At 70.5% G+C, this 15735-nt stretch carries 16 protein-coding genes; 9 read left to right on the forward strand and 7 right to left on the reverse strand.

The genetic code is table 11. From position 1 onward, the window contains the following. Positions 1 to 70: 70 nt before the first annotated feature. The 5 genes from ABH937_RS04080 to dnaA form a co-directional block, all read right to left on the reverse strand. Positions 71 to 580 carry a DUF721 domain-containing protein gene (locus tag ABH937_RS04080; RefSeq protein WP_280691305.1) on the reverse strand — a complete coding sequence of 170 codons (510 nt, stop codon included), beginning with the start codon at positions 578 to 580 and terminating at the stop codon, positions 71 to 73. A gap of 67 nt (positions 581 to 647) precedes the next feature. Beyond that, complete coding sequence (gene recF, locus ABH937_RS04085) at positions 648 to 1781, reverse strand: DNA replication/repair protein RecF (protein WP_370217242.1); 1134 nt, start codon at positions 1779 to 1781, stop codon at positions 648 to 650. A 45-nt stretch (positions 1782 to 1826) separates the two neighbouring features. Beyond that, the gene (gnd, locus tag ABH937_RS04090) at positions 1827 to 2702 is read right to left on the reverse strand and encodes a phosphogluconate dehydrogenase (NAD(+)-dependent, decarboxylating) (RefSeq protein ID WP_280691307.1); all 876 of its coding nucleotides are present in this window, start codon (positions 2700 to 2702) and stop codon (positions 1827 to 1829) included. Positions 2703 to 2843: 141 nt separating this feature from the next. Next, a complete protein-coding gene (gene dnaN, locus ABH937_RS04095) occupies positions 2844 to 3974 on the reverse strand; it encodes a DNA polymerase III subunit beta (protein WP_280691308.1) in 1131 nt (376 codons plus the stop codon). A 931-nt stretch (positions 3975 to 4905) separates the two neighbouring features. Continuing rightward, positions 4906 to 6930, reverse strand: a complete 2025-nt coding sequence (gene dnaA, locus ABH937_RS04100) for a chromosomal replication initiator protein DnaA (RefSeq protein WP_280691309.1) — start codon at positions 6928 to 6930, stop codon at positions 4906 to 4908. Positions 6931 to 7350: 420 nt separating this feature from the next. Here dnaA and rpmH point away from each other — a divergent pair, with 420 nt between their 5' ends. From rpmH to ABH937_RS04145, 9 genes are all read left to right on the forward strand, one after another. Then, a complete protein-coding gene (gene rpmH / locus ABH937_RS04105; protein WP_035799375.1) occupies positions 7351 to 7488 on the forward strand; it encodes a 50S ribosomal protein L34 in 138 nt (45 codons plus the stop codon). A gap of 19 nt (positions 7489 to 7507) precedes the next feature. Continuing rightward, the gene (rnpA, locus tag ABH937_RS04110) at positions 7508 to 7933 is read left to right on the forward strand and encodes a ribonuclease P protein component (protein WP_280691310.1); all 426 of its coding nucleotides are present in this window, start codon (positions 7508 to 7510) and stop codon (positions 7931 to 7933) included. Continuing rightward, positions 7930 to 8331 carry a membrane protein insertion efficiency factor YidD gene (yidD, locus tag ABH937_RS04115; protein ID WP_280691311.1) on the forward strand — a complete coding sequence of 134 codons (402 nt, stop codon included), beginning with the start codon at positions 7930 to 7932 and terminating at the stop codon, positions 8329 to 8331. Before rnpA ends, yidD begins: the two co-directional genes overlap by 4 nt. A gap of 3 nt (positions 8332 to 8334) precedes the next feature. Next, complete coding sequence (gene yidC, locus ABH937_RS04120) at positions 8335 to 9510, forward strand: membrane protein insertase YidC (protein WP_280691312.1); 1176 nt, start codon at positions 8335 to 8337, stop codon at positions 9508 to 9510. Between the two features lie 72 nt (positions 9511 to 9582). Further along, positions 9583 to 10122: a R3H domain-containing nucleic acid-binding protein gene (locus ABH937_RS04125; RefSeq protein ID WP_280691313.1), complete on the forward strand. Its 540-nt coding sequence runs from the start codon at positions 9583 to 9585 to the stop codon at positions 10120 to 10122. Between the two features lie 170 nt (positions 10123 to 10292). Beyond that, a complete protein-coding gene (gene rsmG / locus ABH937_RS04130; protein WP_280691314.1) occupies positions 10293 to 11048 on the forward strand; it encodes a 16S rRNA (guanine(527)-N(7))-methyltransferase RsmG in 756 nt (251 codons plus the stop codon). 221 nt (positions 11049 to 11269) lie between these two features. Beyond that, complete coding sequence (locus ABH937_RS04135; protein WP_280691315.1) at positions 11270 to 12280, forward strand: ParA family protein; 1011 nt, start codon at positions 11270 to 11272, stop codon at positions 12278 to 12280. Then, positions 12277 to 13380, forward strand: coding sequence for a ParB/RepB/Spo0J family partition protein (locus tag ABH937_RS04140; RefSeq protein WP_370217244.1), 1104 nt, complete (start codon positions 12277 to 12279; stop codon positions 13378 to 13380). Before ABH937_RS04135 ends, ABH937_RS04140 begins: the two co-directional genes overlap by 4 nt. 168 nt (positions 13381 to 13548) lie before the next feature. Next, the gene (locus ABH937_RS04145; protein WP_280691317.1) at positions 13549 to 14166 is read left to right on the forward strand and encodes a GNAT family N-acetyltransferase; all 618 of its coding nucleotides are present in this window, start codon (positions 13549 to 13551) and stop codon (positions 14164 to 14166) included. A gap of 93 nt (positions 14167 to 14259) precedes the next feature. Here the strand turns inward: ABH937_RS04145 and trxA are convergent, their stop codons facing one another. Next, positions 14260 to 14601 (reverse strand): thioredoxin, encoded by a 342-nt coding sequence (gene trxA / locus ABH937_RS04150; RefSeq protein ID WP_280691318.1) that lies wholly within the window; start codon positions 14599 to 14601, stop codon positions 14260 to 14262. Positions 14602 to 14700: 99 nt separating this feature from the next. Beyond that, on the reverse strand, positions 14701 to 15672 hold the full coding sequence (gene trxB, locus ABH937_RS04155; protein WP_280691319.1) for a thioredoxin-disulfide reductase: 972 nt from the start codon (positions 15670 to 15672) through the stop codon (positions 14701 to 14703). Positions 15673 to 15735: the final 63 nt, after the last annotated feature.

Consider the following 15735-nt stretch of genomic DNA (forward strand, 5'->3'; position numbering starts at 1 on the left):
AGCGGCCTCACACGGGCCGTCAGCGGTTCCGGAAGTATGCGCTCCGTCAAGACCGGAGCCGGCCGCCGGGTCACCCCCAGGTGTCGCGCGGACCACGACTGCCCGGCGCCCGCAGCCGGCCGTACCGGCGCTCCGGCGCGGACGGGCCCTGCACCCGGATCACCTTCACCGTGCCGTGCCCCAACTCGTGGTTCAGCCGGGCCACCAACTGCCTTGCCAGCAAACGCAACTGAGTCGCCCACGCGGTGGAGTCGCAACGCACCGTCAGGACCGCCTCGGCCTCCGCGAACTGCTCGGGCGTGCAGTGCGCCGCGATGTCAGGACCGACGATCTGCGCCCACCGGCCCATCACCCCACCGACCGCGGCCGGCGCCTCCCAGCCACGCTCCGTGATCAAACGATTGAGCGCCGCCCCCAGTGGCACCGGGTCCCGGCCGTCCGCCCTGGCGCCGCTGCGCAACCCGTGCCGCTTCGCCTCGCGCTTCTCGCGGACCTGCTCGCCCCGCTGGCGGGCCTGCTCCTTGGCCGCCCGCAGCGCGACCCGCGCCAAGTCGACGCCGGAGAGTTCCGGATCGCTCATCTTCGTCCCCAGCCTGTGGACAGTCTCTTCGTTCCGCCGCCTCCCGGCGGGCCATCCAGCGTACGACTCACAGGCCGATCCGGGTCACTTCGCCACCGGAGACCGCGTAGCGCACCCCCGCGAGCGCCTTCGGGACGTCCTCCGGGACCGCCGCCGTCACCAGCACCTGCTCGCCGTCGGCCACCAGCTCGGCCAGCTGGTCGCGTCGGCGGGCGTCCAGCTCGGCGAAGACGTCGTCCAGGATCAGCACCGGCTCGCCGCCGTCGGCGCGCAGCAGCTCGTAGCTGGCCAGCCGCAGTGCCAGCGCGAACGACCAGGACTCGCCGTGGCTCGCGTACCCCTTGGCCGGCAGCGTGCCGAGCAGCAGCGACAGCTCGTCACGGTGCGGCCCGACCAGGGTCAGCCCGCGCTCGGTCTCCTGCTTGCGCACCGCCCGCAGCGCCTCCAGGAGTTGCTGGTAGGCCTCCTCACGGCTGCCCGGCAGCCCGCCCTCGAAGGAGGACCGGTACTCCAGGCGGGTCGGGCCACCGCCCGGCGCCAGCCGCTCGTACGCCTGCTCGACCAGCGGCCCGAGCGCCGCCACCAGCTGCAGCCGAAAGGCCGTCAACTCCGCGCCGGCCTGCGCCAGATGACCGTCCCAGACCTCCAGGGTCGACAGGTCGGCGCCCTTGCCGCCGCCCGACCTGCGGGCCATCGCCGCGGTCTTCAGCAGGGCGTTGCGCTGCTTCAACACGCGCTCGTAGTCCGCCCGCACGCCCGCCAGCCGGGGCGCCCTCGCGGTCAGCAGCTCGTCCAGGAACCGCCGCCGCTCCCCGGGGTCGCCCTTCACCAGGGCCAGGTCCTCGGGAGCGAAGAGCACGGTGCGCAGCAGGCCCAGCACATCGCGCGGGCGCACGTTGTCCGAGCGGTTGATCCGGGCCCGGTTGGCCTTGCCCGGGGTGATCTCCAGTTCGACCAGCGTGGTCCTGGAGCGGTCCACGATCGAGCCGCGGACCACCGCCCGGTCCGCGCCCTGGCGCACCAGCGGGGCATCGGTCGCCACCCGGTGGCTGCCCAGGGTGGACAGGTAGCCGATCGCCTCGACCAGGTTGGTCTTGCCCTGCCCGTTGGGCCCCACGAACGCGCTGACGCCCGGCTCGAGGGGCACCTCGACCCGGGCGTACGAGCGGAAATCGGCGAGCGACAGGTGCGCGACATGCATGGGTGTGGACCGCGCTCGCCTTCTTGTGGACTACTTCGTGGTGGACTACTTCGACTCGACCGCGTGGCCGCCGAACTGGTTGCGCAGCGCCGCGATCATCTTCATCTGCGGCGAGTCCTCCTGGCGGGAGGCGAAACGGGCGAAGAGCGAGGCGGTGATGGTCGGCAGCGGCACCGCGTTGTCGATCGCGGCCTCCACCGTCCAGCGGCCCTCGCCGGAGTCCGCCGCGTAGCCGCGCAGCTTGTCCAGGTGCTCGTCGCCGTCCAGCGCGCGCACCGCGAGGTCGAGCAGCCAGGACTTGATCACGGTGCCCTCCTGCCAGCTGCGGAAGACCTCGCGCACGTCGGTGACCTCGTCGACGGCCTCCAGCAGCTCCCAGCCCTCGGCGAAGGCCTGCATCATCGCGTACTCGATGCCGTTGTGGACCATCTTGGCGAAGTGGCCGGCGCCGACCTTGCCGGCGTGCACCGAGCCGAACTCGCCCTCCGGCTTGAGCGCGTCGAAGATCGGCTGCACCTTGAACACGTGCTCGGCGCCGCCGCCGTACATCAGCGCGTAGCCGTTCTGCAGGCCCCAGACGCCGCCGGAGACGCCGCAGTCCACGAAGCCGATGCCCTTGGCGGCCAGCAGCTCGGCGTGCGCGATGTCGTCGGTCCAGCGCGAGTTGCCGCCGTCCACCACCACGTCGCCGGGGGCGAGCAGGTCGGCCAGCTCCTCGATCGTCGCCTGGGTCGCGGCGCCGGCGGGGACCATCACCCAGACCACACGCGGGCCCTGGAGCTTGTCGACCAGCTCCGGGAGGCTCGCGACGTCGGCGAGGTCGGGGTTGCGGTCGTAGCCGATGACGGTGTGGCCGGCGGCGCGGATGCGCTCGCGCATGTTGCCGCCCATCTTGCCGAGACCGATGAGGCCGAGCTCCATGACAAGTCCTTACCTGGGATGTCCTGCCTGACGGCGGCGCCGTTGCCGCGACACAAGAGCCTACGCCGCAGGGGTGTCCACAGACTGTGGACGGTCCGTGGACACCCGTACGTTGTCAGGTCACCGCGCTATGAGGCGGTGTCAGCCCGACAGCCGGACCGGCATGATCAGGTACTGGTAGGCCTCGTCGACCTCGGCGTCCAACGCGGCCTTGCCCTTGAGCAGGGCCGGCTTGGTGGCCGTGGTGAAGCAGAGGTTGGCGTACGGGGAGTCGATGGCCTTGAGGCCCTCCTCCAGGTAGCCGGGGTTGAAGGCGATCGAGATGTCGTCGCCCTCGAGGTCCGCGTCGATCCGCTCGGTGGCCTGGGCGTCGTCGCCCGAGCCGGCCTCCAGGGTCAGCACGCCCTGCTCGAAGCTGAGCCGCACCGGGGTGTTGCGCTCGGCCACCAGCGAGACGCGCTTGAGCGCCTCCAGGAACGGCTGGGTCTGCACCGAGGCCTCGGCGCTGAACTCGGTCGGGAAGAGGCTGCGGAACTTCGGGAACTCGCCCTCCAGCAGGCGGGTGGTGGTGCGCCGCCCGGCCCCCTCGAAGCCGACCAGGCCCTCGCCCGCGCCGCCCGAGGAGAGCGCGATCGAGACCGTGTCGCCGCTGCCCAGGGACTTGGCGATGTCCTGCAGGGTGCGGGCCGGGACCAAGGCGACCGCCGAGATGTCCGGTTGCTCGGGCTTCCAGAGCAGCTCGCGGACGGCGAAGCGGTAGCGGTCGGTGGCGGCCAGGGTGATCTTGTCGCCCTCGATCTCCACCCGGACACCGGTGAGCACCGGCAGCGTGTCGTCGCGGCCGGCGGCCACCGCGGCCTGGCTGACGGCCGAGGCGAAGACCTCGCCGGAGACCGTGCCGGTGGCGGTGGGCATCTGAGGCAGCGACGGGTACTCGTCCACCGGCAGGGTGGGGAGCGTGAAGCGCGAACTGCCGCAGACCACGGTGACCCGCTGGCCGTCGGTGGAGATCTCCACAGGCCTGTTGGGAAGGTTGCGGGCGATGTCGTTGAGCAGCCGGCCCGAGACCAGCACGGTGCCCGACTCCTCGACATCCGCCTCCAGCTCGACCCGGGCCGAGACCTCGTAGTCGAAGCCGGACAGCGCCAGGCTGCCGTCCTGGGCGGTCAGCAGCAGGCCGGCGAGCACCGGAACCGGCGGCCGCGCCGGGAGGCTGCGAGCAGCCCAGGCCACCGCCTCCGCGAGGACGTCACGCTCCACCCGGAACTTCACCGGTCACCGCCTCCTGGGTCTGCAGTCGTGTGCAGCTCTTGATCGTCATCTGGCATCTGGCGAGCACCGGGACCGCGGGTCGAGCCCACTGCGGCTCCAGGTGCCGAAGGACAGTCTGACGTACTCCGCCGACAGACGGGGCAGACGGGCGGAAGCCAGCCGAACGGATGTCGGGCCGGCTTGTCCACAGATTTCGGGCCACCCCGCTGTTGAGCGAATCCAGGGGTCTCTAGGTGTAGTGGTAGTAGTAGGGCCTGTGGAAACCGTGGATAACCTCGTTTCCGCAGGTCAGGCCCACTTTTTTGTCCACACTGGGTGTGGACCGGCGCAGTGGATAACCAGGCGCCGCTGTGGACAGCGGAGCGTTACTCACAGGCCACCGTGCGTATCCACAGGTTTTCCCCAGCGTCGTCCCCAGATTCTCGCCCGGTTATCCACGAGCTCCGGTCAACTTCTCGTGACGCCTTTCACACCGGGCGATGAACAGGGCCCGTCCGTTGTCGAACAGTGGATAGAGCTGTGGAGAAGCTGGGGATAATCGGCCGTTCCCTGGGGACGGGCAGTGGACAACCTCCGGGGCCAACTGACGGCCCGCCAACTGTCCACACCCTGTGGATAACTGTTGTGCACAAGTCCACAGGGTGCTGACCTGCGGCGGAGAGCGTAGCGGCACAGCCGCTGTGGAGGAATTCGGGATAACTCGGCGATCCCCATGCTGTGGACGGGGGAAAACACCCGTCACTGTGGACAACACTCGCTCGGGCCCACTCTGTTCGAATCGATGCTCAGATGTGCGAGAGGGCCTGGCGCTTGGCGGATCGTCAGCTGACCGGAGCCTTCCCCGGCCGATCCAGGTTCACACCACTGCGGAGACGACGAAGGGGGCTGCGACTCGGGTGAGTCGCAGCCCCCTTCAAAAGCCCTGCCAGGCCTAGCTCTTGATCCGGTTGGTCAGCTCGGTGACCTGGTTGTAGAGCGAGCGCCGCTCGGCCATCAGGGAGCGGATCTTGCGGTCCGCGTGCATCACCGTGGTGTGGTCACGGCCGCCGAACTGGGCGCCGATCTTGGGCAGCGAGAGGTCGGTGAGCTCGCGGCAGAGGTACATGGCGATCTGACGGGCCGTCGCCAGCACTCGGCTGCGCGAGGACCCGCAGAGGTCCTCCACGGTGAGCCCGAAATAGGCGGCCGTCTGCTGCATGATGACCTGCGCCGTGATCTCCGGCCCCGCGTCCTCGTCGCCGCCCGGGATCAGGTCCTTGAGCACGATGCCGGCCAGCTCCAGGTCGACCGGCGAGCGGTTGAGGTTGGCGAAGGCGGTCACCCGGATCAGCGCGCCCTCCAGCTCCCGGATGTTCCGGGTGATCCGGGAGGCGATGAACTCCAGCACGTCGGCAGGGGCGTTGAGCCGCTCCTGGATCGCCTTCTTGCGCAGGATCGCGATCCGGGTCTCCAGCTCGGGCGGGGTGACGTCGGTGATCAGCCCCCACTCGAAGCGGTTGCGAAGCCGGTCCTCCAGGGTGATCAGCTGCTTGGGCGGCCGGTCCGACGAGAGGACGATCTGCTTGTTCGCGTTATGCAGGGTGTTGAAGGTGTGGAAGAACTCCTCCTGGGTCGACTCCTTGCTCGCCAGGAACTGGATGTCGTCGACCAGCAGGATGTCCATGTCCCGGTAGCGCTTGCGGAACGCGTCCGCCTTGCCGTCCCGGATCGAGTTGATGAACTCGTTGGTGAACTCCTCCGAGCTCACGTACCGCACCCGGGTGCCGGGGAAGAGGCTGCGCGAGTAGTGGCCGATGGCATGCAGCAGGTGGGTCTTGCCGAGGCCGGACTCGCCGTAGATGAAGAGCGGGTTGTAGGCCTTGGCCGGCGCCTCGGCCACCGCCACCGCCGCGGCGTGTGCGAAGCGGTTGCTGGCGCCGATCACGAAGGTGTCGAAGAGGTACTTCGGGTTCAACCGGGCGGCCGGCTCGTCCTTGCGCGAGCTGTCCGCCGAGGGCGCGCCGGGCGGGGCCGGCACCCCAGGGACCGGGGTGCGGTCGGTGACCCGCTCGGGCAGGGCCGGGGACGCGGGGCGGTCCAGCTCGCCGGGCCGGTGGCCCGACGGCTGACCCGGCGGACCCGGGAGGTCCTGGCCGGGTCCTGGCCGGGCGGCGGGGCGGATGGCCGGCGGCGGCAGGTCGCGGCGCCCGGGCTGGCCGGGGCGCGCGCCGCGCTGGCGCGGCTCCTCGCCGGTGGAGTCGTAGGCGCCGCCGAACAGGTCGCCCTGGGACGGCTCGCCACCGGGGCCGGGGCCGCCGGTCGGCTGCGGCCGGTTCTCGCTCTCGCGGCTCTCCCAGTCGCGGTAGCCGCGTTCCTGGTAGGGCTGCGGCGGCCCGGCGGGGTAGTTCTGGCCCGGGTAGCCGCCGTAGTTCGGCTGCTGGGGGTAGGGCTGCTCCTGGTAGCCGTCGTACGAGGGCTCGGGGTAGGCGTAGCCGTTCTCGTAGGCCTGCTCGCGGTAGCCCGGGGCCGGGTAGTCGTGCGACGGGCGGGGCGCACCGGGCCAGCCGGGCTGCTGCTGCGAGTGCTGCTGTTGCGGGTGCTGGGGCTGGGGCTGCTGGGGCTGGTGCGGTTCGGCGGGGCCCGGCTCGGGCTCGGGCTCGGCCACCGGCTGGGTCGTGGGCTGGGTCGTGGGTACTGGGGTGGGCGGCATGGCGTTGGCATCCACCATCACGGCAATCCGCACCGGGCGGCCGAACTGCTGGCTGAGCCCGTCGGTCAGCTGCGGCAGCAGCCGGCCTTCCAGCACTTGCTTGGCCCACTCGTTGGGGGCGGCCAGCAGCGCGGTGTCATGCATCATCCACATCGGCTGGGTGCGCTGCACCCACAATTTGTCCTTGTCACCCACCGAGGTGTCGTTGACCAGCCGCTCGACGACCTTCGCCCAGGCCGGGACGAGGTCGCTGTTGACATCAGCCACTGGTGCACGCTTTCTCGTTCCCCTGGAGGCAGGGGGTGGTCCTGGTCAGGATCGGAAGGCAGGGCTGGTTCGGATGGATGAACAAAACCAGACAAGTCCTGCAACGGTAGTCAGCGGGCAGAGCTGATTCAAGTTGTTGTCCACAGGCTGTGAACATCCTGCCGTAGGGATGCCGGTTTGACCCCCGGGTCCCGTCCCGCGTACCGTAACCAGGTCGAGTTGTCGATGGCCGCTGCCGCATGTCCGCGGGTCCGCCCCGCTTCCAGAAGGCGCGCAGCACGGGCGCCGTGGATTGCCTGGACCCCAGCAGACCTGGGGATTCAGGTCGGATTTCCCAGGTATGAGGGGGAGATCACGCGGCCGCACGGTGACGGCCAAGCTGCAATTCGTCACCCTACGATTCACCCCAGGAGCCCCCGAGTGAGCAAGCGCACCTTCCAGCCGAACAACCGTCGTCGCGCCAAGACCCACGGCTTCCGGCTGCGGATGCGTACCCGCGCCGGCCGCGCCATCCTGGCGACCCGCCGCGCCAAGGGCCGCACCAACATCTCCGCCTGATCCGCGCAAAGGGTCTGCAGTGCTGCCCTCCGAGAATCGGCTGCGGCGGCGCCAGGACTTCGCGATCGCGGTGAAACGCGGCCGCCGAGCCGGCCGGCCCCTGCTGGTCGTCCATCTCAGACGAGAGGACGACCAGGCTGGGCAGGCCGGCGGGTACAGCGACTCCCACCCGCACGTCGCCGAGGGGACTCCCTCGGTGCGTGCGGGTTTCGTCGTGAGCAAGGCGGTTGGTCCTGCCGTGGTGCGCAATCTGGTGAAGCGTCGCCTGCGTCACTTGGTCCGGGAGCGTCTGGGCCGGTTGCCCGCAGGTAGCCTGATAGTGGTACGGGCGCTGCCCCCGGCAGCTTCGGCCTCGTACCTGGATCTTGCACATGACCTGGACGCGGCGCTGAAGCGGTTGCTCCGGACGGATCCGGCCTCTCCGGCAACAGGATCAGGGCGATGAAGTACCTGCTGATGGGACTGATCAGGCTCTACCAGTGGACGATCAGTCCGCTGCTCGGACCGGTCTGCCGTTACTACCCCTCGTGCTCGCACTATGGCTACGAGGCGGTGCGGACGCACGGTGCGGTGAAAGGCAGTGTGCTGACCGCCTGGCGGATCCTGCGATGCAATCCCTGGTCGCCCGGTGGGGTGGACCACGTGCCGCCGCGCAAGCGTCCCGTTTGGCACCAGCGCCTGCGTGCCCTGGTGCAGTCAAGGACCGGTAGCGCCGCGAGTCCGGAGCCGGCTGGCTCCGCGGCCCACGCCCCGGTCACCACAGGCTCGACGGCTGCTGGTCAGACGTCGGTAGGCCCGATGTCCGCAAGCCTGACGACCAAGCCCAAAGCCCAAGGAGTCTGACCGGTGACCTGGTCCTTCCTGAACCCTCTCTACACCGCGGTGTCCTGGATCATCGTCCAGTTCCACTCGCTCTACAGCCACATCTTCACCCCCAACGGCGGCTGGGCCTGGGGCCTGGCCATCGCCTCGATGGTGGTGGTGATCCGGATCTGCCTGATCCCGCTCTTCGTGAAGCAGATCAAGTCGACCCGGGCCATGCAGGCGATCCAGCCGAAGATGAAGGCCATCCAGGAGCGCTACAAGAACGACCGGCAGCGCCAGTCCGAAGAGATGATGAAGCTCTACAAGGAGGCGGGCACCAACCCCTTCTCGAGCTGCCTCCCGATCCTGGTGCAGATGCCGTTCTTCACCGCCCTGTACGGGGTGCTGAGCAAGGTCGCGCACAACCAGCCGATCGGTGTCATCAAGGGCGACGTGCTCGCCAGCGCCCACCAGGCACACATCTTCGGCGCCCCGCTCTCGGCGACCTTCGTCAACAGCTCGCAGACGAGCGTCAAGGTCGTCACCGCAGTGATGATCTTGATGATGTCGGCGTCGCAGTTCATCACTCAGCGCCAGCTGATGACCAAGAACATCGACCTCTCGGTGAAGACGCCGTTCATGCAGCAGCAGAAGATGCTGATGTACGTCTTCCCGGTGATGTTCGCCGTGATGGGCATCAACTTCCCCGTCGGTGTGCTGGTCTACTGGCTGACCACCAACGTCTGGTCGATGGGCCAGCAGCTGATCGTGATCCGCAACAACCCGACGCCGGGCAGCCAGGCCTGGGACGAGCGCCAGGCGCGGCTCAAGGCGGCCGGCCGGCTCAACCCGGACGGCACGGTCATCAAGGGCACCGGCCTGTTCGGCCTCTTTGGCGGTGGCAAGACGGCGGCCGCGCAGCAGCAGGCGGCGGTGGCCCTCACCGAGTCGGTGCAGGTGCGCCGCCAGCAGCCGCGCCGGCAGACCAAGGCGCAGCGGCAGCACGTGCACGGCGCTCCGGTGAAGGCCGAGGAGGCCAAGGAGGACGCCCCGCAGGAAGCCGTACCGGTGCAGGAGGACGCGGTGCCCAGCGCGCAGGGCGCGGGCAAGGCGCAGGCCTCGGGCGGGGCCAAGCGGCCGGCCGCCAAGCAGGGTGGCGGGAGCGCCAAGCGTGGTCCGCAGCAGGGCGGCGGTCAGCGGCCCAAGAAGAAGTCCTGAGCCGGCGCCCCACTCTCTGACCCTCGATTTCGGCCCGTAACCGTGGGCCCTGTCTTTGAAGGAGTCCCTCCCGTGACGGAAGGCACCACCTCCGCCGTCGAAGCCGGATCGGGCGCTGCGGCGCAGGAGTCGGCGGACACCCTGGTCGCTCGCCTGGAGCAGGAGGGCGAGATCGCGGCCGACTACCTGGAAGGCCTGCTGGACATCGCCGACCTGGACGGCGACATCGACATGGACGTGGAGGGCGACCGGGCCCTGGTGTCCATCGTCGGCGACGGCGACGACCGCAGCCTGCAGCGGCTGGTGGGTCAGGACGGGGAGGTCCTGGAGGCGCTCCAGGAGCTGACCCGGCTGGCGGTGCACCGGGAGACCGGGGAGCGCAGCCGGTTGATGCTGGACATCGCGGGCTTCCGGGCGCGCAAGCGTTCCGAGCTGGCGGAGCTGGGCGCGAAGGCCGCGGAGCAGGCCAAGCGGACCGGTGAAGCGGTGAAGCTGCGGCCGATGACGCCGTTCGAGCGCAAGGTGGTCCACGACGCGGTGGCGGCGGCGGGCCTGCGCAGCGAGTCGGAGGGCGAGGAGCCGCAGCGCTGTGTCGTCGTCCTGGCGGGCTGAGGTCCTGGCGGACTGAGGTCCAAGAAAGCGTCCCTCGTCGACCCCGTTCGCACATGCTTGTGCGGACGGGGTCGACGTTCCTCGGGGCAGTGGCGTTCCCTCGGAGCAGACGTTTCACGTGAAACGGTGGTGTGCGGGGGTCGGTGGAATCGGTGAGCGGAGAGGCTGAGATGGCGACGGAGAGTTCGGCGGCCGACGGTGCGCCCCAGGGGCTGGCTGAGGCTCCGCCACAGGCACGGGAGATCTTCGGTGAGCGGTTCCCCGCGGCGCAGCGCTATGCGGAGCTGCTGGCGTCGGCGGGGGTGCAGCGCGGGCTGATCGGGCCGCGGGAGGTGCCCCGGCTCTGGGATCGCCATGTGCTGAACTGCGCGGTGCTCGCCGAGTTGCTGCCGGCCGGTGCGACGCTCTGCGACGTGGGCTCGGGTGCCGGACTGCCGGGGATCCCGGTGGCGCTGGTGCGTCCGGACGTCTCGGTGACGCTGCTGGAGCCGCTGCTGCGGCGCACCACCTTCCTGGAGGAGGTGGTGCGGGAGCTGGGGCTGGAGAACGTCACGGTGCTGCGGGGGCGGGCCGAGGAGATGATCGGGAAGGTCTCGGTGGACATCGTCACGGCGCGGGCGGTGGCGCCGTTGGACCGGCTCGCGGGTTGGGGGCTGCCGCTGCTGCGGCCGTACGGGCAGATGCTGGCGCTGAAGGGGGACACCGCGGAGCAGGAGCTCGCCGACTCGCGCTCCGCGCTGACCAAGCTGGGCGCCGTGGAGTGGTCGGTGATCCCGGTGGGCGAGAGCGCGCTCGGGGCGGCCACCCGCGTGGTCCAGGTGAAGGTCGGGGAGAGCCCCGGCGGGGTGAAGGCGGCGACCCGGCGGGCCAAGGCGGCCCGGGCGGGTCGGGCCGAGGCGCGCGGCACCGGGCGCCGCCGGCGCTGATCGGCGCGGTCCAGCGGGCCCCGGGAGCGCTGTGCGCTCCCGGGGCCGCTTGCGTTCTCGGAGTGTCGCACCGTCAGATTTCCGACAATGCGGGCAAGGTGTTTCACGTGAAACGTCGCTCGCTGCTTCCCGTAGTTCTCGACCTGCGGCTGCGCCGCGGGCTCGGCCGTGGTCGGGCGGAGACTGTTGCCGCTCCGGTTTCACGTGAAACACTGGGCCCCATGCAGGACTCGGAGACCATCGACCAGATCGATGACACCCCTATCGCACGGGCGGCGCAGGCCGCCGTCCAGGCACTGGGGCGGGCAGGCGAGGGTTTGCCCAGGCCGCCGGCGACTCGCGTGATCGTGGTGGCCAACCAGAAGGGCGGGGTGGGGAAGACCACCAGCACCGTCAACATGGCCGCCTCGCTGGCCATGCACGGGCTGCGGGTGCTGGTGATCGACCTCGATCCGCAGGGCAACGCCTCCACCGCGCTGGGCATCGACCACCACGCCGAGGTGCCGTCGATCTACGACGTGCTGGTGGAGGGCAAGCCGCTGGCCGATGTGGTGCAGCCGGTGGTGGACGTGGAGGGCCTGTTCTGCGTGCCGGCCACCATCGACCTGGCCGGTGCGGAGATCGAACTGGTCTCGCTGGTCGCCCGGGAGAGCCGGTTGCAGCGGGCGATCGCGGCCTATGAGCAGCCGCTGGACTACATCCTGATCGACTGTCCGCCCTCGCTGGGTCTGCTGACGGTCAACGCCCTGGTGGCCGGCCAGGAGGTGCTGATCCCGATCCAGTGCGAGTACTACGCGCTGGAGGGGCTGGGGCAGCTGCTGCGCAACGTCGAGCTGGTGCGGGCCCACCTGAACCCGGCGCTGCACGTCTCGACGATCTTGCTCACCATGTACGACGCCCGGACCAGGCTGGCCGCACAGGTCGCCGAGGAGGTCCGCAACCACTTCACTACCGAGGTGCTGCGCACCGCGATCCCGCGTTCGGTGCGGATCTCCGAGGCCCCCAGCTACGGGCAGACGGTGCTCACCTACGACCCGGGCTCCACCGGTGCGCTCTCCTACCTGGAGGCGGCCCGGGAACTGGCGATGCGCGCGGTCGGTCTGGACGCACCGCCCACCGCCGTGGAGCAGGCGGCCGCCGAGGCGCTCGGCGCGGTGGGACACAACCGGCACACGATCGGCGCGCAGGCGACGCCGATGGCACAGCACAGCACGATGGAGGGCAATCGGTGAGTGGTCGCAGGGGTCTGGGCAAGGGGCTGAGCGCGCTGATCCCGGCGGCCGGTTCGCCGGCGCCCGTCGGGGTCGCGGAGCCGACCGTACCGGAGCGGTCGGCGGTGCCCGCCGCCCAGGCGGTGCCGGCGATCGGCGCGGCGTCGCCCAGCGCGGTGCCGGTGCTGCCCTCGGGGCGCGGCACGGTGGCGGCCAGGGCGGCGGGGAGCGTTCGGCTGGAGGCGGTGCAGGCTCCGGCCTCGGTGGAGCTGGTGCCGGTGGACGGGGCGCGGTTCGCCGAGCTGCCGCTGGACGTGATCACGCCCAACCCGCGCCAGCCGCGAGAGGTGTTCGACGAGGACAAGCTGGCCGAGCTGGTCGCCTCGATCAAGGAGGTGGGCCTGCTGCAGCCGGTGGTGGTGCGTCAGGTCGCTCCGGAGCGCTATGAGCTGATCATGGGCGAGCGGCGCTGGCGGGCCTCCCGCGAGGCCGGGCTGGAGCAGATCCCGGCGATCGTGCGGGCCACCGGGGACGACAAGCTGCTGCTGGACGCGCTGCTGGAGAACCTGCACCGGGCCGAGCTGAACCCGCTGGAGGAGGCGGCCGCCTACGACCAGCTGCTGCGGGACTTCGGCTGCACCCATGACGAGCTGGCGGACCGGATCGGTCGCTCGCGCTCGCATGTCTCCAACACGATCCGGCTGCTCAAGCTCTCCTCCGCGGTGCAGCGGCGGGTGGCGGCCGGGGTGCTGACCGCGGGCCACGCCCGGGCGCTGCTCGGGGTGCTGGACGGCGAGCGGCAGGACGAGCTGGCCCGGCGGATCGTCGCCGAGGGCCTCTCGGTGCGCAGCACCGAGGAGATCGTGGCGCTGCTGGACCACGAGGAGAAGCCGCGTCCGGCGGCCCCCAAGGCGGGCAAGCTGCTCTCGCCGGCCTTCAACGACCTGGCCGGCCGGCTCTCGGACCGCTTCGAGACCCGGGTGAAGGTGGAGGTCTCCCAGCGCAACGGCAAGCTCGGCAAGGGCAAGGTGGTGCTGGAGTTCGCCTCGGTGGAGGATCTCAACCGGATCCTGGACAGCCTGGCACCGGGGGAGGACGGGCTGCGGCTCTCGCAGAGCTGAGTCGGCGTTCGGATGTCGCTGGACCGGTGGGTGCACGTTTCACGGTGGCTGTGTTTCACGTGAAACATGCACCCACCGGCGTCTGTACGGGTCCTTGGGGGCCGGGGCCGGGTGGGTGCCGGTTGATGGCAGCCCCAGGGGGAGGAACCGAACAAGGAGGTGTGCCGCATGGGTCGCAGGATCGTTCCGCTGACTTTGGACAACCTGGCGGACCTGCCCGCGCCCTGCCGCTCCTGCGTCTTCTGGGAGCTCGATCCGGTGAGCGGTCGGCAGGCGGTCGACGGGGGCAAGGCGGAGGCGGAGAAGGAGGGGTGGATCTCCGCGGTGCTGCTGGAGTGGGGGTCCTGCGGACGGCTGGTCTATGTGGACCAGGAGCCGGCCGGGTTCGTGCTCTACGCGCCGCCGGCCTACGTGCCGCGCTCGCAGTCCTTCCCGACCAGTCCGGTCTCTCCGGATGCCGTCCAGCTGATGATCAGTCGGGTGCTGCCGGGCTTTCAGGGGCAGGGCATCGGACGGGTGCTGGTGCAGCAGGTGGCCAAGGACCTACTGGGGCGCGGGTTCCGGGCGATCGAGGCCTTCGGGGCGGCGGGCGGGGCGCAGTCGAGTTGCCTGCTGCCGGCCGAGCACCTGCTCGCGGTGGGGTTCAAGACGGTCCGGCCGCACCATCGCTTCCCGCGGCTGCGGCTGGAGGCGCGCGCCACGCTCTCCTGGAAGGGCGGTGCGGAGGGGGCGTTGGAGCGGTTGCTCGGTGCGGGGCGCAAGGAGCCGGCACTGCGCCCGTTCTGATCCGCCGTCGGCCGGGGGCGGGCGGCGACCGACGGTACGACGAAGGGGCGGGCCCGCGTGGGCCCGCCCCTTCGCTCTGCCGCCCCTGGCGGCTCAGGCCTTGTTGACCGTGATGATGCCCTCGAGGTCGCGCAGCAGCGCGGCCTTCGGCTTGGCACCGACGATGCTCTTCACGACCTCGCCGTTGACGTAGACGTTCAGCGTCGGGATGGAGATGACACCGTACTGCGCGGCGACGGCCTGGTTGCTGTCGACGTCGATCTTGGCGACCGTCAGCTGGTCGCCGTACTCGTCGGCGATGGTCTCCAGGATGGGGGCCACCATCTTGCAGGGGCCGCACCACTCGGCCCAGAAGTCGACCAGGACGGGCTTGTCGCTCTTCAGGACCTCGCTGTCGAAGGTCGCGTCGGTCACGGTCTTGGTGGCGCCGGCCACGGGGACTCCTAGGGTCGCGTTTCGGGGTGCTGCTCGGTGGGGTTCAGGCATGTCAACAACAGGGAGGCGGATTCTGTTTCACCGCCTCCCAGGACGGCTTCAGACCGCGACGGCGGCCTTGGCCTCCTGCTCGGCCGCGTGGGCCAGGTGGGCGAGGTAGCGCTCGGCGTCGAGCGCGGCGGAGCAGCCGGTGCCGGCGGCGGTGATTGCCTGGCGGTAGCTGTGGTCGACCACGTCGCCGGCGCCGAAGACACCGGGGATGTTGGTGCGGGTGGTGGGGGCGTCCACCTTGAGGTAGCCCTCGGCGTCCAGCTCCAGCTGACCGGTGAAGAGCTCGGTGCGCGGGTCGTGGCCGATCGCGATGAAGAGACCGGTGACCGGCAGCTCGCGCAGCTCGCCGGTGGTCGTGTCGCGCAGGGTGACGTGGGTGAGCTTCGGGTCGCCGTGGATGGCCTCGACCGCGCTGTCCCAGGCGAAGCTGATCTTCGGGTCGGCGAAGGCGCGCTCCTGCATCGCCTTGGAGGCGCGCAGCTCGCCGCGGCGGTGCACGACGGTGACGCTCTTGGCGAAGCGGGAGAGGAAGGTGGCCTCCTCCAGAGCGGTGTCCCCGCCGCCGACCACCGCGATGTCCTGGTCCCGGAAGAAGAAGCCGTCGCAGGTCGCGCACCAGGAGACGCCGCGGCCGGACAGCGCGTCCTCGCGGGGCAGGCCGAGCTTGCGGTGCTGGGAGCCGGTGGTGACGATCACGGCGTGGGCCCGGTGGACGGTGCCCTCGGAGTCGGTGACGGTCTTGATGTCGCCGGTGAGGTCGACCGCGACGATGTCGTCCGGGACCAGCTCGGCGCCGAAGCGCTCGGCCTGGGCGCGCATGTTGTCCATCAGCTCGGGGCCCATGATGCCGTCCCGGAACCCGGGGAAGTTCTCCACCTCGGTGGTGTTCATCAGGGCACCGCCCGCCGTGACCGCGCCCTCGAAGACCAGAGGCTTGAGAGAGGCCCGTGCGGTGTAGAGAGCCGCTGTGTAGCCGGCGGGGCCGGAACCGATGATGATCACGTTACGGACGTCGCTCACTGAATCTCCTGGTTCGCATCGCGACCCGCGCCAGGCGGGCAGGGTGGCGGTCCTGCTCCGCCG

It is taken from the genome of Kitasatospora sp. GAS1066B, assembly GCF_041262605.1.
Classification (GTDB): Bacteria; Actinomycetota; Actinomycetes; order Streptomycetales; family Streptomycetaceae; genus Kitasatospora.

Bases quoted from the DNA above. Each gene is read 5' to 3' on its own strand.
- ABH937_RS04080 (WP_280691305.1), bottom strand. From the start codon at position 580: ATGAGCGATCCGGAACTCTCCGGCGTCGACTTGGCGCGGGTCGCGCTG.
- recF (WP_370217242.1), bottom strand. From the start codon at position 1,781: ATGCATGTCGCGCACCTGTCGCTCGCCGATTTCCGCTCGTACGCCCGG.
- gnd (WP_280691307.1), bottom strand. From the start codon at position 2,702: ATGGAGCTCGGCCTCATCGGTCTCGGCAAGATGGGCGGCAACATGCGC.
- yidD (WP_280691311.1), top strand. From the start codon at position 7,930: ATGAAGTACCTGCTGATGGGACTGATCAGGCTCTACCAGTGGACGATC.
- rsmG (WP_280691314.1), top strand. From the start codon at position 10,293: ATGGCGACGGAGAGTTCGGCGGCCGACGGTGCGCCCCAGGGGCTGGCT.
- ABH937_RS04135 (WP_280691315.1), top strand. From the start codon at position 11,270: ATGCAGGACTCGGAGACCATCGACCAGATCGATGACACCCCTATCGCA.
- ABH937_RS04145 (WP_280691317.1), top strand. From the start codon at position 13,549: ATGGGTCGCAGGATCGTTCCGCTGACTTTGGACAACCTGGCGGACCTG.